The 18,882-nt window shown below is 70.5% G+C and carries 13 protein-coding genes; 6 read left to right on the top strand and 7 right to left on the bottom strand.

Annotated elements, in window-relative coordinates; translation table 11 throughout:
* Window positions 1-37 precede the first annotated feature (37 nt).
* The 5 genes from ACIBVL_RS01015 to ACIBVL_RS00995 form a co-directional block, all read right to left on the bottom strand.
* Complete coding sequence (locus ACIBVL_RS01015) at window positions 38-790, bottom strand: amino acid ABC transporter ATP-binding protein (RefSeq protein WP_399089691.1); 753 nt, start codon at window positions 788-790, stop codon at window positions 38-40.
* A complete protein-coding gene (locus ACIBVL_RS01010; protein WP_399089688.1) occupies window positions 787-1,707 on the bottom strand; it encodes an amino acid ABC transporter permease in 921 nt (306 codons plus the stop codon). The genes ACIBVL_RS01015 and ACIBVL_RS01010 overlap by 4 nt, the downstream gene beginning before the upstream one ends.
* A complete protein-coding gene (locus ACIBVL_RS01005) occupies window positions 1,704-2,588 on the bottom strand; it encodes an ABC transporter substrate-binding protein (protein ID WP_399089684.1) in 885 nt (294 codons plus the stop codon). Before ACIBVL_RS01005 ends, ACIBVL_RS01010 begins: the two co-directional genes overlap by 4 nt.
* A 721-nt stretch (window positions 2,589-3,309) precedes the next feature.
* Window positions 3,310-3,960: an MBL fold metallo-hydrolase gene (locus tag ACIBVL_RS01000; protein ID WP_399089681.1), complete on the bottom strand. Its 651-nt coding sequence runs from the start codon at window positions 3,958-3,960 to the stop codon at window positions 3,310-3,312.
* A gap of 9 nt (window positions 3,961-3,969) precedes the next feature.
* The gene (locus tag ACIBVL_RS00995) at window positions 3,970-4,656 is read right to left on the bottom strand and encodes a maleylpyruvate isomerase family mycothiol-dependent enzyme (RefSeq protein ID WP_399089678.1); all 687 of its coding nucleotides are present in this window, start codon (window positions 4,654-4,656) and stop codon (window positions 3,970-3,972) included.
* Window positions 4,657-4,878: 222 nt separating this feature from the next.
* On the opposite strand from ACIBVL_RS00995, the gene uvrA reads away from it, so the two are divergent.
* On the top strand, window positions 4,879-7,914 hold the full coding sequence (gene uvrA / locus ACIBVL_RS00990) for an excinuclease ABC subunit UvrA (RefSeq protein WP_399089675.1): 3,036 nt from the start codon (window positions 4,879-4,881) through the stop codon (window positions 7,912-7,914).
* Between the two features lie 100 nt (window positions 7,915-8,014).
* Here the strand turns inward: uvrA and ACIBVL_RS00985 are convergent, their stop codons facing one another.
* Window positions 8,015-8,926, bottom strand: coding sequence for a carbohydrate kinase (locus ACIBVL_RS00985; protein ID WP_399089672.1), 912 nt, complete (start codon window positions 8,924-8,926; stop codon window positions 8,015-8,017).
* A gap of 128 nt (window positions 8,927-9,054) precedes the next feature.
* On the bottom strand, window positions 9,055-10,026 hold the full coding sequence (locus tag ACIBVL_RS00980; protein WP_399089669.1) for a hypothetical protein: 972 nt from the start codon (window positions 10,024-10,026) through the stop codon (window positions 9,055-9,057).
* 384 nt (window positions 10,027-10,410) lie between these two features.
* Here ACIBVL_RS00980 and uvrC point away from each other — a divergent pair, with 384 nt between their 5' ends.
* The 5 genes from uvrC (at window position 10,411) to ACIBVL_RS00955 (ending at window position 18,775) form a co-directional block, all read left to right on the top strand.
* Entirely contained in the window at window positions 10,411-12,543 is a 2,133-nt protein-coding gene (gene uvrC, locus ACIBVL_RS00975) for an excinuclease ABC subunit UvrC (RefSeq protein WP_399089666.1), read from the top strand.
* On the top strand, window positions 12,540-13,628 hold the full coding sequence (gene rapZ / locus ACIBVL_RS00970) for an RNase adapter RapZ (RefSeq protein ID WP_399089663.1): 1,089 nt from the start codon (window positions 12,540-12,542) through the stop codon (window positions 13,626-13,628). Before uvrC ends, rapZ begins: the two co-directional genes overlap by 4 nt.
* Window positions 13,625-14,692, top strand: coding sequence for a uridine diphosphate-N-acetylglucosamine-binding protein YvcK (gene yvcK / locus ACIBVL_RS00965; RefSeq protein WP_399089660.1), 1,068 nt, complete (start codon window positions 13,625-13,627; stop codon window positions 14,690-14,692). Before rapZ ends, yvcK begins: the two co-directional genes overlap by 4 nt.
* Window positions 14,683-15,672, top strand: a complete 990-nt coding sequence (gene whiA, locus ACIBVL_RS00960; RefSeq protein WP_388383635.1) for a DNA-binding protein WhiA — start codon at window positions 14,683-14,685, stop codon at window positions 15,670-15,672. The genes yvcK and whiA overlap by 10 nt, the downstream gene beginning before the upstream one ends.
* A gap of 145 nt (window positions 15,673-15,817) precedes the next feature.
* Window positions 15,818-18,775 carry a M14 family zinc carboxypeptidase gene (locus tag ACIBVL_RS00955; RefSeq protein WP_399089657.1) on the top strand — a complete coding sequence of 986 codons (2,958 nt, stop codon included), beginning with the start codon at window positions 15,818-15,820 and terminating at the stop codon, window positions 18,773-18,775.
* Window positions 18,776-18,882 lie beyond the last annotated feature (107 nt).

Raw genomic sequence — 18,882 nt, 5'->3', positions numbered from 1 at the left:
ACCGTCCTCCTGGCGAACGGCCCTTACCCGCGCCCGGTCACAGACGTCCGGCATCCACGATCCGCCGCAGGAAGCGCCGCGTGCGCTCCTGCCGCGGATCGCCGAACACCTGCTCGGCGGTGCCCCGCTCCAGCACGACGCCTCCGTCCAGGAAACACACCTGGTCGGCGACCTCGCGGGCGAAGCCCATCTCGTGCGTGGCCAGCACCATGGTCATGCCGTCTTCCTTCAGGTCGCGCACGACGTTCAGGACCTCACCCACCAGCTCGGGGTCGAGGGCCGCGGTGATCTCGTCGAGCAGCAGCAGCCGGGGACGCACGGCGAGGGCCCGCACGATCGCCACCCGCTGCTGCTGGCCGCCGCTGAGCCGGTCGGGGTACTCGTCGGCCCTGCCGCCCAGCCCGAGCCGCTCAAGCAGCTCCCTGGCCCGCTCCTCGGCCTCGGCGCGGGTGACGCCGTGCACGCGGCGCGGGGCGAGCGTGATGTTCTGCAGCACCGTCATGTGCGGGAACAGGTTGTACGACTGGAAGACGACGCCGATACGGCGCCGTACCGCGTCCTGGTCGACCCGAGGGTCGGTGATCTCCTCGCCGTCCAGCCAGATCGCGCCGTCGTCGATGTCCTCCAGGAGGTTGGCGCAGCGCAGCAGTGTGGACTTGCCGGAGCCGGAGGCGCCGATCAGCGCGGTCACGGTGTGCGGGGCGACCGCCAGGTCGACGTCCCGCAGGACGACCGAGCCGCCGAAGGTCTTGCGGACGGACTCCATCCGCAGTACCGGGGCATCGCTCATGTCGTTCCTCCCTGCGCCCGCTGACGGTCCATCCGGGCCGTCACCCAGTCCGTGAAGCGGGTCATCGGAATGGTCAGGGCCACGAAGACCAGCCCCGCCACGATGTACGGCGTGTAGTTGAGGCTGCGGCCCACGATGATGTCCGCCGCGCGGACGGCGTCGATGGCGCCGCCGATCGACACCAGACCGGTGTCCTTCTGCAGGGACACCAGGTCGTTCAGCAGTGGCGGCACCTGACGGCGCACCGCCTGCGGCAGCACCACGTACCGCAGTGCCTGCCGGTTGGACAGGCCCAGCGAGCGGGCCGCGGCGCGCTGCGAGGGGTGCACGGACTCGATGCCGGCGCGGAACACCTCGGCGACGTACGCCGAGTACGTCAGGGTCAGCGCCGTACCGCCCAGCCAGACCGGGTCGACCGTCACGCCCTGCAGACGCAGTGCGGGCACGCCGAGGACCACGATCATCAGGTTGATGATCAGCGGCAGTCCGCGGAAGAAGTCCGTGTACGCCGCCGCCAGCACCCGAAGGGGGAAGAAGACCGGGCCGCGCAGGGTGCGGGCCACGGCGATGAGCATGCCGAGGACCAGGACTGCGGCGCCGCAGATCAGCAGCAGCCGGACGTTCAGCCAGAGTCCTTCCAGGACCTTGGGCAACGCCTCGCGCGCGTACTGCCCGTTGAAGAAGGTCTCCTTGGTGCGCGGCCAGCCGGGCGCACTGACGACGACCAGATAGAGGACGACGGCCGTCACCAGGGTCGACAGCGCGGCGATCGCCGTCGCCCGGCGGGCCCGCGTGCGCTTGTGGCGCTCGCGCTCCAGGCGCCGTTGCGACGGGACGTACGCGTCCCCGCCGCCCCCGGACATGTCCCCCTTGTCGTCCGCGCCCTCCTGGCCGGACTCCTGCTTGGCGACCGTCACTTGAGCACCGGGGCGTCGACGGCGTCCGAGAGCCACTGCTGCTCGATCTTCGCCAGGGTGCCGTCCTCGCGCAGGGCGTCGACGGCGTCCGTCACGCACGAGGTGAGCGCGCTGCCCTTGTCGAGCACCAGCCCGAACTGCTCGGGCGTGCCACCCCGGTTCTCGAACTGGCCGACGATCTCGGCGTCCGTCACCTCCGCGGCGGTGATGTAGAACGCGGTCGGCAGGTCGACCACGACGGCGTCGACCTGGCCGTTCTTCAGCGCGGACTTGGCCTGGTCGTTCTTGGCGTAGACGGCGGCGTCCTGCGTGGGCTTCACGACGTCGTCGATGTAGTCGAGGCTCGTCGTGCCCACCTGGGCGCCCAGCTTGAGGCCCTTGAGATCCGCGATGCTCGTCGCCTTCGCCGCCTTCGTGCCCTTCAGCGCGATGACGGCCTGGCGCACGTCGTAGTAGCCGGACGAGAAGTCCACGGCCTTCTTGCGCTCGTCGCTGATGGAGACCTGGTTGATGTCGAAGTCGAAGGTCTTCTCACCCGGCGCGAACGCCTTGTTGAACGGCACGCTCTGCCAGACGACGGCGCTCTTGTCGTACCCGAGCCGCTTCGCCACGGCGTACGCCACGGCCGACTCGAAGCCCTGGCCGTTGGACGGCTTGTCGTCCTTGAACCACGGCTCGTACGCGGGCTCGTCGGTGGCGATCGTCAGCTTGCCCGAGGTCTTGGTCGCCAACTTGCCCTTGGCGCAGGTCGATCCGGTGGAACCGGAGGACTTGGCGGACGCGTCGGCCTCGGGCTGCGGAGCGCAGCCGACCGCGGTCGCGAGGAGGGCGACGGTGGCGCCGGCGAGGGCGCGGCGCAGAACACGAGGGGCGAGGTGCATGGCGGGAGATTGGCAGCGAAATCCACGTCTGTCCACGTCACGCCATCAGATGTCCGCATACTGGGAACGGGTGTTGCGTTTTCGTGAACAGGTTCGTGGCGGCTTGCCTGGGCCGCCGGCCGAGGGCGGGGATCGAAGACCGGCGGCCCATCCGCGCCGGAGCCGTCATCCCGCGCGGGGCTGCTACCAGTTGACCGCGCAACCAGGTGTGCGGGGAGCGCGCGTGCGGGTCCGGCGCGTGCGCACGATTCACACGGGGCGCGCGTACATTGCCGCGCGCCCCCGGCTGGGGGGACTCACCACCCGCGCGCGTGCCACTCAGGCGCCAACCGTCCTGTGCCGACGAAACAAGGCTGACCAGTAGCGACTCCAGGTCACAGCGGGCTTGCTCGCCTGGCTCCGGGGCCGGCAGGCTGTTTCGCCCGGCACGGGTCGCAGGGAAGGTCACTCACCGTGCGCTGGGCGCACCGAAGCGCAGGCCGTCCGGGGCCGGTCCGCGCTGCCGGGCGAGGCCGTGGAGTCCGTTCGCGCGGCAGGTGCAGGTGCCCGCGTCCAAGCCGGCGCCTGCTCGTCCTTCAGCAGCTTCCAGTACTCAACCAGCTCGTCAAGACCCGTCGGCGCCCGCGCCACGGTCGCCGATCTCAGTCTGCGCTCGACGACGACGGCACACGCTCTGGACGTTAGGTCGCACCCGGAATCTTGACTCGCTGATGCCGTCGACCTACCAGCCGCGCTCGTGCCACTCGCCGAGGTGAGGCCGCTCGGTGCCGAGCGTGGTGTCGTTGCCGTGGCCCGGGTAGATCCAGGTCTCGTCCGGGAGCACGAAGACCTTGGCCTCCAGGCCCGACATCAACGACTTGAAGTCCTCGGGGCGTGTTGTCCTCCCAGGACCTCCCGGGAAGAGGCAGTCGCCCGTGAAGACGTGGGGGTGCCCGTGCGGGTCGTCGTAGACGAGCGCGATCGAGCCCGGGGTGTGCCCGACCAGATGCCGCGCGGTGAGCTCCACGTTCCCCACCCGGATGACATCGCCGTCGTCGACCAGGACGTCGGTCGGCACGGGGATGCCCTCGGCGTCCTCCCGGCCCGCGTACGTACGCGCGCGGGTGGCCGCCACGACCTCGGCGAGCGCCTGCCAGTGGTCGCCGTGCTGATGGGTGGTGACGACGGACGCGATGCCGTCGCCGCCGATCGTCCCGAGCAGCGCCTGGGCGTCGTTGGCCGCGTCGATCAGCAACTGCTCGTCCGTGGCCCGGCAGCGCAGCAGATAGGCGTTGTTGTTCATCGGGCCGACCGCGATCTTGGTGATCATCAGGTCCTTGAGCTCGTGCACGTCCGCCGGGCCGCCGACCGTCACCTCTCCGCTGTACGTCATGGCGGCAGCCTATAGCGGGGGCAGGGCCGGGAGCGTCCCGCCGTCCACGGTCAGGCCGGTTCCCTCGCGGCGCCCGGCCAGCCAGCCCAGCAGGTCGGCCCCGGCTCCCGTGACGGTCACCTCGGGGACGTCCGCCTCCCGGCCGGTGTGCCACGCGCGCGTGCCGTCCGTCAGACGGGTCGGAGGGACGTCCGGGTGGCCGGTGAAGCGCTCCGCGAGGAACGCGATCTCCCGCTCGGTGAACTCCGCCGGAAGATCCTCCAGCTCGTAGCCGATCCCGAGGTCCACATGGTGCAGCTCGACCTCCGCCCACCGCCGGAACGGCACCCGGGCCGCCGCGTCGGTGACGCCGTTGCGCAGTTCCACCGTGCGCGACCAGTCGGCGGGCACGGCCCCCGCCTCCTGGAAGCGGGCCGCGCTCTCCCGGATGTCGGTGAGCTGGATCTCGAGGGGGCGCGGAGCGTCCCGCTCGATGTCGGCGTCCCGGAGCCCTGCCTCGGCGTACATGGGGCGGCCCTCGAGGACGTTCACGAGAGCGTCCGCGTTGCGGGCGAGATGGGCGAGGACATGGCCGCGGCTCCAGCCGGGGAGGCGTGACGACTCCCTCACAGACACGTTGTCCAGTTCGGCGACTGCGCCCAGCAGTCGCTCGGTCGCGTCGCGTACGGACACCAGGTCACGAGCGTGATCAATCATGCTGCTGACCCTAGCCGCGCCACCCCTTCGGGTGAAGGTGGCGGAGCCGGACCCAAAATCGAATGCGCGTGCTATATGGTCGGTGGCGGCGTCGGGCATGCTGGATGGCCGGGGATTGTTGTCAACCGGTGAATCCGTCCGGCGTTGTCAGTGGCTCCCCCTAGTCTGAGAAGGACGGGGGCCCCGCCCCTGTCACTTCTCTCAAGAAAGGTGCGGACCGGCGTGGCCGACCGTCTCATCGTCCGTGGCGCGCGCGAGCACAACCTCAAGAATGTCTCGCTCGACCTGCCACGCGACTCGCTCATCGTCTTCACGGGCCTGTCGGGGTCGGGCAAGTCCTCGCTGGCCTTCGACACCATCTTCGCCGAGGGGCAGCGGCGCTACGTGGAGTCGCTCTCGTCGTACGCCCGCCAGTTCCTCGGCCAGATGGACAAGCCGGACGTCGACTTCATCGAGGGTCTCTCGCCGGCCGTCTCCATCGACCAGAAGTCGACCTCGCGCAACCCGCGCTCGACGGTCGGCACCATCACCGAGGTCTACGACTACCTGCGTCTGCTCTTCGCCCGCATCGGCAAGCCGCACTGTCCCGAGTGCCGCCGCCCGATCTCGCGCCAGTCGCCGCAGGCCATCGTCGACAGGGTCCTGGAGCTGCCGGAGGGGAGCCGCTTCCAGGTGCTGTCGCCGCTGGTGCGCGAGCGCAAGGGCGAGTTCGTCGACCTCTTCGCCGATCTCCAGACCAAGGGCTACTCCCGCGCGCGGGTCGACGGGGAGACCATCCAGCTCTCCAGCCCGCCCACGCTGAAGAAGCAGGAGAAGCACACCATCGAGGTGGTCGTCGACCGCCTCACGGTCAAGGACACCGCCAAACGCCGGCTCACCGACTCCGTGGAGACCGCCCTCGGTCTCTCCGGCGGCATGGTCGTGCTCGACTTCGTCGACCTCCCCGAGGACGACCCCGAGCGCGAGCGCATGTTCTCGGAGCACCTGTACTGCCCGTACGACGACCTCTCCTTCGAGGAGCTGGAGCCCCGCTCCTTCTCCTTCAACTCGCCCTTCGGCGCCTGCCCCGAGTGCACCGGCATCGGCACGCGCATGGAGGTCGACCCCGAACTGATCGTCCCGGACGAGGACAAGTCCCTCGACGAGGGCGCCATCCACCCCTGGTCGCACGGCCACACCAAGGACTACTTCGGCCGTCTGATCGGCGCCCTCGCGGACGCCCTGGGATTCCGGACGGACATCCCCTTCGCGGGCCTGCCGCAGCGCGCCAAGAAGGCCCTGCTCCACGGCCACAGGACGCAGATCGAGGTCCGCTACCGCAACCGGTACGGCCGTGAGCGCGTGTACACCACGCCCTTCGAAGGCGCCGTCCCCTTCGTCAAGCGCCGCCACAGCGAGGCCGAGAGCGACGCCAGCCGTGAGCGCTTCGAGGGCTATATGCGCGAGGTGCCCTGCCCGACCTGTCAGGGCACACGCCTGAAGCCGCTCGTCCTCGCGGTCACGATCATGGACAAGTCCATCGCCGAGGTCTCCGGCATGTCCATCAGCGACTGCGCGGACTTCCTCGGCGAGCTCAAGCTGAACGCCCGCGACAAGAAGATCGCCGAGCGCGTCCTGAAGGAGGTCAACGAGAGGCTGCGCTTCCTGGTCGACGTCGGCCTCGACTACCTCTCCCTCAACCGCGCGGCCGGCACGCTCTCCGGCGGCGAGGCCCAGCGCATCCGCCTGGCCACCCAGATCGGATCCGGACTCGTCGGCGTCCTCTACGTCCTCGACGAGCCGTCCATCGGCCTGCACCAGCGCGACAACCACCGGCTGATCGAGACGCTCGTCCGCCTGCGCGACATGGGCAACACGCTCATCGTCGTCGAGCACGACGAGGACACCATCAAGGTCGCCGACTGGGTCGTCGACATCGGCCCCGGCGCCGGTGAACACGGCGGCAAGGTCGTGCACAGCGGCTCCCTGAAGGACCTGCTCACCAACGCCGAGTCCCAGACCGGTCAGTACCTGGCCGGAAAGAAGGCGATCCCGGTGCCGGACATCCGGCGCCCCCTGGACCCGTCGCGGCAGCTCACGGTGCACGGCGCCCGCGAGAACAACCTGCAGGACATCGACGTGTCCTTCCCGCTCGGCGTGTTCACCGCGGTCACCGGGGTCTCCGGCTCCGGCAAGTCCACGCTGGTCAACGACATCCTGTACACCCACCTGGCCCGCGAGCTCAACGGCGCGAGGAACGTACCGGGGCGGCACACGCGCGTGGACGGCGACGACCTCGTCGACAAGGTCGTGCACGTCGACCAGTCGCCCATCGGCCGCACCCCGCGCTCCAACCCGGCCACCTACACGGGCGTCTTCGACCACGTCCGCAAGCTGTTCGCCGAGACCACCGAGGCGAAGGTCCGCGGTTACCTGCCCGGCCGCTTCTCCTTCAACGTCAAGGGCGGCCGCTGCGAGAACTGCGCCGGCGACGGCACGATCAAGATCGAGATGAACTTCCTCCCGGACGTCTACGTCCCGTGCGAGGTCTGCCACGGCGCCCGGTACAACCGGGAGACCCTGGAGGTCCACTACAAGGGCAAGTCCATCGCCGACGTGCTGAACATGCCGATCGAGGAGGCGACGGAGTTCTTCGAGGCCGTCCCGGCGATCGCCCGCCACCTCAACACCCTGAAGGACGTCGGCCTCGGTTACGTCCGGCTCGGCCAGTCCGCGACCACCCTCTCGGGCGGCGAGGCCCAGCGCGTCAAGCTCGCCAGTGAGCTCCAGCGCCGCTCCACCGGCCGTACCGTCTACGTCCTGGACGAGCCGACCACGGGCCTTCACTTCGAGGACATCAGCAAGCTCCTGAAGGTGCTCTCCGGCCTCGTCGACAAGGGCAACACGGTCATCGTCATCGAGCACAACCTCGACGTGATCAAGACCGCCGACTGGATCGTCGACATGGGACCCGAGGGCGGCGCGGGCGGCGGCCTGGTCGTCGCCGAGGGCACGCCGGAGGAGGTCGCCGGGGTACCGGCCAGTCACACCGGCAAGTTCCTGCGGGAGGTCCTGGGCGCCGACCGCATCAGCGACGCGGCACCGGTGAAGGCCCCGCGCAAGGCAGCGGCCAAGAAGACGGTCGCGGCCGGCTCGACGGCCCGGAAGACGGCGACGGCCAGGACGGCGACCGCCAACAACACGGCGACCAAGAAGGCGGCCGAGGTGACGAAGAAGGCCGCGCCCGCGAAGAAGACGACGCGGACCCGCAAGGCCTGACGCTCACGAGCGACAGAGTCGGCACCTCCCCAGCAGTACGGCGCCCCGCGGGAACTCCCCGCGGGGCGCCGCCCGTCTCCCGCACGATCCCGTTCGGCCTCTACAGCTCGCCCAGCTCCGAGGCGTACGGCGGTTCCGCGCCCGACCGCGAGCAGGTGATCGCCGCCGCGCGCGCCGCGAATCCCAGCAACTCACCCCAGCCGTCCGCACCCATCTCGGCCAGGGCCGCCGGAGACAGCGCGTCCCGCACCGAAAGGCCGTGCAGCAGCGCCGCGCTCACGGTGTCGCCGGCGCCGATGGTGTCCACGACGTCGACCGGCTCACCCGGAACGGGATACACCGCGTGGTCCTGGGTGACGACGCTCAGCCCGGCGCCACCATGAGTGATCACGACGGCCGAGGGACCGGCGGACAGCCACTCGTGCGGAGTGCCGCCCAGCCAGTGGGCGTCCTCCTCGGAGAGCTTGAGCAGGTTCACCGAGGGCAGCCAGCTCTTGAAGCGGGCCCGGTAGGCGTCGGCGTCGGGGATCAGCCCGGGCCGGATGTTCGGATCGAGCGCGGTGAACACGCCCTGCCCCGCCGCGGTCCGCAGCAGCTCCTCGTACGCGCTCGCACCCGGCTCCAGGACCAGCGAGCAGGTGCCGAACGAGACGGCGCGCGTCCCTGCGGGAAGTGCGGCCGGGGCGGCGAACAGGCGGTCGGCGGTGCCCTCGACGTAGAAGGAGTAGACGGCGGAGCCGTTCCCGTCGACGGTGGCGACCGCGAGGGTGGTCGGCTCGGGGCCACGCTGTACGGCGGACACGTCAACGCCCGATTCCCGCAGCCTGCCGAGCAGCGCTTCCCCGAAGGCGTCGTAGGAGACCCGGGAGCAGAAGGCGGTGGGGGAGCCGAGGCGACCGAGGGCGACGGCCGTGTTGAAAGGCCCGCCGCCGAGGGCCGGCTGCAGACCCGCGAGGGCACCGGTGCCCTGCGGTACCAGGTCGATCAGGGCCTCACCGGCGACGACGATCACAGGGCGCTTCCTCTCTCGGGCACTTCGGGTTCCTCACGCTGCTCGGACGGCTCGGACAGCTCGGGCTGTCGAGTCTGCCTGCATCGGGGGGACTCAGGAGAGGAACGGACGGATCCGTGAGCATCCGGTCACTCCCAGTCCCACCCGATCCCCACCAGGCCCGACCGTACCCGGGGCTCGACGAGGTGCACCGAGCGGTGCCGGCCGCTGAGCGGCAGCTCCTGACGGCCGCCGCGTGGGGCCGCCGCCGAGTGCTGGGTGAAACGGTGACAGCGCACGGGCAGCGCCTGCTCGTCGAAGTGGATCTGGAGGGCGTACTGGCCGCCCGCCGCCCCGAAGCCGCGCACGTACTCCCGGGAGACGTCGGCCGTGCCGTCCTCGACGGCGTAGCGGAAGAGGAAGGTGTCGCCGGCCCGCAGCCGGGTGTCGAAGAGGAGCTCGGCCACCAGGACGCCGGTGTCGTGGTGGTGGCGGACGCGTCCGGCGCGGCAGTTCTCCAGCGCGTGCACGGTCATCCGCTCGGGAGCGCACCCGGGGTCGCCGTGGTGGACGGCCACGAACCGGTCGACGCCCTCGCGGTGGGCGCGCACGATGTGCTGCGACTCGCGTCCCAGGAGCTCGCGGCGCGCACCGATACGGACGCGCTCGTGGTGGCCGAGCGTGTGCAGCCCGCCGTCGATTGGGCACTCCAGTTCGGCATGCAACTGTTCAAGGACGTCGGAGGCCTTCAGGAGGGAGCGGTAGGACCGGCCCGCGGGCGGCACGTCCGCGGCGGCGGAGCGGTCCTGTGCGTCGGTGTCCTCCAGCAGCCGGATCAGGGACTCGTCAGGCAGGCGCAGGATCTCCTCCAGCGCACGGACCGCGCGCAGCGACTCGGGGCGCTGCGGGCGGCGTGCGCCCTGTTGCCAGTAACTCAGGCTGGTGACGCCGACTTTGACCCCGTGACGTGACAGATGGTGCTGGACGCGCTGCAGGGGCAGTCCACGGGCGGCGATCGCGGCACGCAGCGCGGCATGGAACGGGCCGCCTCGCAGGACCGTGTCCAGTTCCCCGGCGGCGACGTCCTCGGCGGCGTCCGCGTGCTGTGTGGCGTGCGGCATGCAGGGGCCTTTCTGTGAATGCTCGCGACGGCTGGTCGGACCGTGCGGTGAGGGGTCGGGGCTTCCCCGGTGACGCCGGGGGGCTCCTTCACATCCGTAAGGCGTCCTTCAGGGCCCCGAGTTCCCCCGCATTGAAGCGTGTTGACCAAGTCCCGACAACACCTGATGCCCGAGTGGCACATGCGCCTGGCCGGTGTCCGACGCTCACCTGGCCGACCACCTCCGCAGACGCTCCCCGCGTGTGGTGAGCGACACCGGGCGCGCGTGAGGCCGCTCGGGGGCGAGAGCGGCGGCATCGGGAGTTGTCCACAGGCTCGCCGGGACGGGCCCGCGGTTGTCCACAGGCCCGTCGGAGTGTCACTCCACGCCAGTAGGGTGTGAGACATGGCCGACCCCTCCAGCTACCGCCCCAAGCCGGGACAGATCCCGGACTCTCCCGGGGTGTACAGGTTCCGCGACGAGCACCGCCGGGTGATCTACGTCGGAAAGGCGAAGAGCCTGCGCCAGCGCCTGGCGAACTACTTCCAGGACCTGGCGGGCCTCCACCCGCGCACCCGCTCGATGGTCACCACGGCGGCGTCGGTGGAGTGGACCGTCGTGTCCACGGAGGTCGAGGCGCTGCAGCTGGAGTACTCCTGGATCAAGGAGTACGACCCCCGGTTCAACGTGAAGTACCGCGACGACAAGAGCTACCCCTACCTCGCGGTGACGATGAACGAGGAGTTCCCGCGCGTGCAGGTGATGCGCGGCCACAAGAAGAAGGGCGTCAAGTACTTCGGGCCGTACGCGCACGCGTGGGCGATCCGGGACACGGTCGACCTGCTCCTGCGCGTGTTCCCCGTGCGCACCTGCTCCACGGGCGTCTTCAAGAACGCCGCCCGCACCGGCCGGCCCTGTCTGCTCGGCTACATCGGCAAGTGCTCCGCCCCCTGCGTCGGCCGGATCTCTCCCGACGACCACTGGGAACTGGCCGACGAGTTCTGCGACTTCATGGCCGGCCGCACCGGCACCCACCTCCGCCGTCTGGAGAAGCAGATGACTCAGGCGGCCGAGGAGATGGAGTACGAGCGGGCCGCCCGCCTGCGCGACGACATCGAGGCCCTGAAGAAGGCCATGGAGAAGAACGCGGTGGTGCTCGCGGACGCCACCGACGCCGACCTGATCGCGGTCGCCGAGGACGAGCTGGAGGCAGCCGTCCAGATCTTCCACGTCCGCGGCGGACGCGTGCGCGGTCAGCGCGGCTGGGTCACCGACAAGGTCGAGGAGATCACCACCGGCGCCCTCGTCGAGCACGCCCTGCAGCAGCTGTACGGCGAGGAGACCGGCGACGCGGTCCCCAAGGAGGTGCTCGTCCCCGCCCTGCCCGACCCGGTCGAGCCCGTCCAGGAGTGGCTCACCGGGCGCCGTGGCTCGGGCGTCTCGCTGCGCATCCCGCAGCGCGGCGACAAGCGGGCCCTGATGGAGACCGTGGAGCGCAACGCGCAGCAGGCGCTCGTCCTGCACAAGACCAAGCGCGCCTCCGACCTGACCACGCGCTCGCGTGCCCTGGAGGAGATCGCCGAAGCCCTCGAGCTGGACAGCGCCCCCCTGAGGATCGAGTGCTACGACATCTCGCACCTCCAGGGCGACGACGTCGTGGCCTCCATGGTCGTCTTCGAGGACGGCCTGGCCCGCAAGAGCGAGTACCGCCGCTTCCAGATCAAGGGCTTCGAGGGCCAGGACGACGTCCGCTCCATGCACGAGGTGATCACCCGCCGCTTCCGCCGCTACCTCGCCGAGAAGGAGCGCACGGGGGAGTGGACCGACGGTGACAACCCTCTCACGGAAGGTGACAACCCCCTCGTCGGCGGCACCGTCGCCCCCGCCGACGGCACCGCCCTCACCGACGGCACGGAAGTCCCCCTCGCCAGTAGCCTCAAGGACGACGAAGGCCGCCCCAAGCGTTTCGCCTACCCTCCGCAGCTCGTCGTCGTCGATGGCGGACAGCCCCAGGTCGCGGCCGCGCAGCGAGCCCTGGACGACCTCGGGATCGACGACATCGCCGTCTGCGGCCTCGCCAAGCGCCTGGAGGAGGTCTGGCTGCCCCACGACGACGACCCCGTCGTCCTGCCCCGCACCAGCGAGGGCCTCTACCTCCTCCAGCGCGTCCGTGACGAGGCCCACCGCTTCGCGATCACCTACCAGCGCACCAAGCGCGCCAAGCGTTTCCGCGCCGGCCCCCTGGACGACGTACCGGGCCTCGGCGAGACCCGCAAACAGGCGCTCATCAAGCACTTCGGCTCGGTGAAGAAGCTGCGCTCCGCGACCATCGACCAGATCTGCGAGGTCCCGGGCATAGGCCGCAAGACGGCCGAGACCATCGCCGCGGCCCTCGCTCAGGCGGCTCCGCCCGCCCCCGCCGTGAACACGGCGACCGGAGAGATCATTGATGACGAGGGACCCGAAACGACGGCGGGTTCCCCCGGAGATCCCGTGACAGCGGGCGCCCCGGAAGAACGACGGGGGCAGGAGACATGACCGAGCACCAACACGACACACACCCCACGGACGAGCGAGATCTGGCGCCCACAGCGCCCCAGCAGGGACACGGGGAGTCCGGCGAGGATTCCAGCCGGCACCCGGCGACCCCCGACAGCACCACCCCCACCCCCACAGCCCCTGACGACGCCGAGCACGACGCACGCCACGAAGACGGAGCACAGGTGAGTACGGACAGCACGCCGCCCGGGATCCCCGAAGCGGCCATCCCCGAGCTGGTGATCATCTCCGGCATGTCCGGGGCGGGCCGCTCGACGGCCGCAAAGTGTCTGGAGGACCTCGGCTGGTTCGTGGTCGACAACCTCCCGCCCGCCCTGATCCCCACCATGGTGGAGCTCGGCGCCCGCTCCCAGGGCAACGTGGCGCGGATCGCGGTCGTCGTCGACGTACGCGGCCGCCGCTTCTTCGACAACCTCCGCGAGTCCCTCGCCGACCTGGAGTCGAAGAACGTCACCCGGCGGATCGTCTTCCTCGAGTCCTCCGACGACGCCCTGGTGCGCCGCTTCGAGTCGGTGCGCCGCCCGCACCCCCTCCAGGGCGACGGCCGGATCGTCGACGGCATCGACGCCGAGCGCGAACTGCTGCGCGAGCTGCGCGGCGACGCCGACCTGGTGATCGACACCTCCAGCCTCAACGTGCACGAACTGCGCGCCAAGATGGACGCCCAGTTCGCCGGCGAGGAGGAGCCCGAGCTGCGGGCCACCGTCATGTCCTTCGGCTTCAAGTACGGCCTCCCGGTCGACGCCGACCTCGTGGTGGACATGCGCTTCCTGCCCAACCCGCACTGGGTCCCGGAGCTGCGCCCCTACACCGGCCTCAACGAGGAGGTGGCGGCCTACGTCTTCAACCAGCCCGGCGCGAAGGAGTTCCTCGACCGGTACGCCGAACTCCTCCAGCTGATCGCCGCAGGCTACCGCCGGGAGGGCAAGCGCTATGTGACCATCGCGGTCGGCTGTACGGGCGGCAAGCACCGTTCGGTCGCGACGTCGGAGAAGCTCGCCGCGCGCCTCGCGGCCGAGGGCGTGGAGACGGTGGTCGTGCACCGGGACATGGGACGGGAATGACAGGACGTACTCCGCGGCTGGGCCGGCTGCGCAGGGTGACGCCCGAGAGGGGTGTGAGCCGGCCGGTCGAGGCCCGGGGCGCCAGACCGCGCCGCCGGGGAGCCCAGCCCAAGGTCGTCGCGCTCGGCGGCGGCATGGGCCTGTCCGCCTCACTCGCCGCGCTGCGCCGGATCACCGGCGACCTCACCGCCGTGGTCACCGTCGCCGACGACGGCGGCTCCAGCGGGCGGCTCAGGGACGAGCTGGGCGTGCTGCCGCCCGGCGATCTGCGCAAGGCGCTGGCCGCGCTGTGCGGCGACGACGACTGGGGCCAGACCTGGGCCGGGGTCATCCAGCACCGCTTCCAGTCGCAGGGCGAGATCAACGGGCACGCGGTCGGCAACCTGCTGATCGTCGCGCTGTGGGAGCAGCTCGGCGACCACGTCCAGGCCCTGGACCTGGTCGGCAAGCTGCTGGGCGCGCACGGGCGGGTGCTGCCCATGTCCGCCGTACCGCTGGAGCTCCAGGCCCTGGTCAAGGGGCATGATCCACGGCGGCCCGAGGACGTCGACACGGTGCGCGGGCAGGCGACCGTGGCCCTGACGCCCGGCGAGGTGCAGTCCGTGCACCTCGTTCCGCACGACCCGCCCGCCGTCCCCGAGGCGGTGGCGGCGGTCCTGGACGCGGACTGGGTGGTCCTGGGCCCCGGTTCCTGGTTCTCCTCGGTCATCCCGCACCTGCTGGTGCCCGAACTGCTGGACGCCCTCATGGAGACCAAGGCGCGCCGGGTACTCTCGCTGAACCTCGCGCCGCAGCCCGGAGAAACCGAGGGCTTCTCCCCGCAGCGTCATTTGGAGGTTTTGGGACGACACGCCCCTAAACTCGCCCTGGACGTGGTGCTGGCCGACGAGGCCGCCGTGCCCGACCGCGACTCCCTGACCGACGCCGCCAAACGGTTCGGGGCCGCGGTCGAGCTGGCGACGGTGGCCCGGACCGACGGAACGCCCCGGCACGACCCGGAGCTCCTCGCCGCCGCGTACGACCGTATTTTTCGGATGCATGGAAGGATCGGCCCATGGCGATGACGGCAGCGGTGAAGGACGAGATCTCCCGGCTCCCCGTCACCCGGACCTGCTGCAGAAAGGCGGAGGTCTCCGCCATTCTGCGGTTCGCCGGCGGCCTCCACCTGGTGAGCGGCCGCATCGTGATCGAGGCGGAGCTGGACACGGCGATGGCGGCCCGCCGGCTCAAGCGGGACATCCTGGAGATCTTCGGCCACAGCTCGGAGCTGATCGTGATGGCCCCCGGCGGTCTGCGCCGCGGCTCGCGCTATGTCGTGCGCGTGGTCGCCGGCGGGGACCAGCTGGCCCGGCAGACGGGTCTCGTCGACGGCCGCGGGCGTCCGATCCGGGGGCTCCCCCCGCAGGTGGTCTCCGGCGCGACCTGTGACGCCGAGGCGGCCTGGCGGGGCGCCTTCCTGGCGCACGGCTCGCTCACCGAGCCCGGCCGCTCCTCCTCCCTGGAGGTGACCTGCCCGGGCCCCGAGGCCGCACTGGCGCTGGTCGGCGCCGCCCGCCGGCTGTCGATCGCGGCGAAGGCCCGCGAGGTGCGTGGGGTCGACCGGGTCGTCGTCCGCGACGGCGACGCGATCGGCGCCCTGCTCACCCGCCTCGGCGCACACGAGTCGGTGCTCGCCTGGGAGGAGCGCCGGATGCGCCGCGAGGTGCGCGCCACGGCGAACCGGCTCGCCAACTTCGACGACGCCAACCTGCGCCGCTCCGCCCGCGCCGCCGTCGCGGCGGGCGCCCGTGTGCAGCGTGCCCTGGAGATCCTCGGCGACGAGGTCCCCGAGCACCTCGCGGCGGCCGGCCGGCTGCGCATGGAGCACAAGCAGGCCTCCCTCGAGGAACTGGGCGCGCTCGCCGACCCGCCGCTGACGAAGGACGCCGTCGCGGGCCGGATCCGCCGTCTGCTGGCGATGGCCGACAAGCGCGCCTCCGACCTCGGCATCCCGGGCACGGAGGCCAACCTCTCCGAGGACCTCGCCGACAACCTGGTCGGCTGACGAAGCGTCATCACCCGGATGCGGTGGTCCGATTGGGCCACCGCATCCGTGTTTGTCTGTCCTTGAGGCGCCCTTGACTGGATCATGAACAGTCATGAGCCTGGCAGTGGTTCGCTGCTGTGGCGGACCACGGCTAGGGGGGTACATGAGACACAGAGCGAGATCGATCCTCGCTGTCGGCGCGCTCCTGATCGGCGGAGCGAGCCTCGCACCCATCGCCCAAGCACAGAGCGGAAGTTCGGATCCGAGACCCGATACCGACGAGGTCAAGGTGTTCCGGGCCGAGGTCACCAAGAAGCAGGTACCCCTGCTCCTCGCGGCCGGCCAGGACGGCCACGAACTCAGTGAGCAGGCGCCCGAGAAGGGCACCGCCACCGTCGAGGTCTACCTCACCGACAAGCAGGCGAAGAAGCTCGAGAAGCAGGGCGTCGACCTCACCGAGCACGCACTCTCGGCCAAGGCCGAGGACCGTGTCGAGGCCGCCTCCGACGGAGTGTTCCGCCCCTACAGCGGCAGTGGCGGCCTCAAGGAGGAGATCCTCCGCACCGGTCAGCAGAACCCGGGCCTCACCAAGGTCGTCTCCATCGGCAAGACGATCAACGGCCAGGACATCCTCGCGCTCAAACTGACCAAGAACGCGAAGAAGACCAAGGACGGCTCCAAGCCCTCGGTCCTGTACATGTCCAACCAGCACGCGCGCGAGTGGATCACCCCGGAGATGACCCGCCGGCTGATGCACTACTACCTGGACAACTACAAGACCGACCGGCGAGTGAAGAAGATCGTCGACTCCAGCGAGCTGTGGTTCGTCCTGTCGGCCAACCCCGACGGCTACGACTACACCTTCCAGGACTCCACGACGCGCCTGTGGCGCAAGAACCTGAGGGACGTCAACGGCGACGGCACGATCGCCACCGGCGACGGCGTCGACCTCAACCGCAACTTCCCCTACAAGTGGGGCTACGACGACGAGGGCTCGTCCCCGAACCCCACCAGCCAGACCTACCGCGGCGCGAGCCCCGGCTCCGAGCCCGAGACCAAGGCGCTCGACGCGTTCGAGAAGCGGATCGGGTTCACGTACGGCATCAACTACCACTCCGCCGCCGAACTGCTGCTCTACGGCGTCGGCTGGCAGGTCGCCACCGACACCCCGGACGACGTCGTCTACAAGACGCTGGCCGGCACCCCCGACGACTCCGCGATCCCGGGCTATCACCCGCAGGTGTCCTCGGAGCTGTACACGACGAACGGCGAGGCGGACGGCCACGCGGCGAACGTCAACGGCACGGCGATGTTCACCCCGGAGATGTCGACCTGCCAGACCGCGTCGAACCTCGACCCGAACGACCAGTGGAACGCCTCCGACTGCCAGTCGATCTTCAACTTCCCGGACGACGAGAAGCTCATCCAGCAGGAGTTCGCCAAGAACGTCCCGTTCGCGCTCTCCGTCGCCGAGTCCGCCGCGCGTCCCGACCAGCCGAAGTCCTCGGTCGGTCTGAGCGCCGCCGACTTCACCACGGCGCCGTTCACGACGTCGTACTCGCGCGGCGCCGACCAGGAGGTCTCCGTCGTCGCACGCAAGGCGATCGGCGACAAGGAGCTCAAGTACCGCGTCAACGGCGGCCGTACCCACGACGAGGCGCTCAAGCGCTGGAAGGGCGGCGAGACCTTCGGCGGGGACGACAACCTCTTCTACGACGAGTACCGGGCCAAGGTGCAGGACGGCGAGCCGGGCGACAAGGTCGAGGTGTGGTTCACCGGTGAGACCAAGGCCGGCAAGAAGGTCTCCAGCCCGCACTTCACGTACACCGTCGCCGCGCGTCCCAAGGCCGACACGCTCGTCGTCGCCGAGGAGGGCGCGGCCGCCACACAGGCGCAGACCTACGTCGACGCCCTGAAGGCCAACGGCCGCAAGGCGGTCGTCTGGGACGTCGCCACCCAGGGCGCGCCCGACGCGCTCGGCGTGCTCAGCCACTTCGACACGGTCGTCCATTACACGGGCGCGAGCGTCCCCGGCAACCCGACCCAGCTCGAACTGCGCGCCTTCCTCAACGAGGGCGGCAAGCTGATCGAGGCGGGCGAGCAGGCCGGCGGCAACGTCGACCTCGGCGACGGCACCCCGTCGAACGACTTCAGCCAGTACTACCTGGGCGCCTACTCCCGTACGTCGACGCCCGGCGCCACCGGCTTCACCGGCTCGGGCAAGCTGGGCGGCTTCGCCGGAGCCCTCGGCGCCGCCCCCGGCAACCCGCTGGACAAGGCCGGCACCTACGGCGTCACCTCGGACGAACTGCCGGCCGCCGCCTACCCGCAGTTCGCCAGCTCCGGTGCCGGGCAGTTCGCCGGGACGATCAACCCGTACGGGCCGTACTCGGGCTCGTTCATGGCCGCCGCCGTGCACACCGACGACGCCTACAAACGCCTCACCCGCACCATTGACCTCACCGGTGTCGCCGGGGCGAGCAAGCCCGCCCTGCGGACACAGCTGCTGTGGGACACGGAGCCCGGCTACGACAACGCGATCGTCGAGGTCCACACGGTCGGCGCCGACGACTGGACCACCCTTCCCGAGGCGGGCGGAGCCACCGGCGCGGCCGTACCGGCGGAGTGCGGGGGCGGCTTCTACATCGGCGAGCACCCGTGGCTCAGGCACTACCTGACCCTCGGCTCGAACGACTGCACCGCCACCGGCACCACCGGCTCCTGGAACGCCCTCACCGGCGCCTCCAACGGCTGGCAGCAGGTCAGCTTCGACCTGAGCGCCTACGCGGGCAAGAACATCGAGGTCTCGATCGCCTACGTCACCGACCCCGGCAGCGGAGGCCACGGCGTCCTCGCCGACGACGCCTCGCTGGTCGTCGGCGGCGCGGCCACCGGGACCGAGGGCTTCGAGACGTCCCTGGGCGCCTGGAGGGTCGGCGGACCGCCCGCGGGCAGCCCGGCGGTCCTGAAGGACTGGACGCGCACCGGAGTGCTGTTCCAGACCTACGGAGCCGTCACCACCGACGACACCGTGCTGCTCGGCTTCGGCCTGGAGCACGTCACCTCGGCGGCCGACCGCAAAACGCTCATCGGAAAGGCCCTCGCATCACTTGATCAGTGACGCGCCGGTCAACGTTCTTTGACGGTATGTAACAAAATCGGGTGACAGGGCCTGCAGGCCCGGGCGGTCCGTACCCCTACTGGCGGGTACGGACCGTCCTGCCGTGT

It is taken from the genome of Streptomyces sp. NPDC049687 (assembly GCF_044465285.1).
Classification (GTDB): Bacteria; Actinomycetota; Actinomycetes; order Streptomycetales; family Streptomycetaceae; genus Streptomyces.
This window is presented reverse-complemented; position numbering and strand designations above follow the sequence as displayed.

What these genes read in the sequence shown, in the direction of transcription:
- ACIBVL_RS01015 (WP_399089691.1), bottom strand. Translation starts at nt 790, where the DNA reads ATGAGCGATGCCCCGGTACTGCGGATGGAGTCCGTCCGCAAGACCTTC.
- ACIBVL_RS01005 (WP_399089684.1), bottom strand. Translation starts at nt 2,588, where the DNA reads ATGCACCTCGCCCCTCGTGTTCTGCGCCGCGCCCTCGCCGGCGCCACC.
- ACIBVL_RS01000 (WP_399089681.1), bottom strand. Translation starts at nt 3,960, where the DNA reads ATGACGTACAGCGGAGAGGTGACGGTCGGCGGCCCGGCGGACGTGCAC.
- ACIBVL_RS00995 (WP_399089678.1), bottom strand. Translation starts at nt 4,656, where the DNA reads ATGATTGATCACGCTCGTGACCTGGTGTCCGTACGCGACGCGACCGAG.
- ACIBVL_RS00980 (WP_399089669.1), bottom strand. Translation starts at nt 10,026, where the DNA reads ATGCCGCACGCCACACAGCACGCGGACGCCGCCGAGGACGTCGCCGCC.
- uvrC (WP_399089666.1), top strand. Translation starts at nt 10,411, where the DNA reads ATGGCCGACCCCTCCAGCTACCGCCCCAAGCCGGGACAGATCCCGGAC.
- rapZ (WP_399089663.1), top strand. Translation starts at nt 12,540, where the DNA reads ATGACCGAGCACCAACACGACACACACCCCACGGACGAGCGAGATCTG.
- yvcK (WP_399089660.1), top strand. Translation starts at nt 13,625, where the DNA reads ATGACAGGACGTACTCCGCGGCTGGGCCGGCTGCGCAGGGTGACGCCC.
- whiA (WP_388383635.1), top strand. Translation starts at nt 14,683, where the DNA reads ATGGCGATGACGGCAGCGGTGAAGGACGAGATCTCCCGGCTCCCCGTC.
- ACIBVL_RS00955 (WP_399089657.1), top strand. Translation starts at nt 15,818, where the DNA reads ATGAGACACAGAGCGAGATCGATCCTCGCTGTCGGCGCGCTCCTGATC.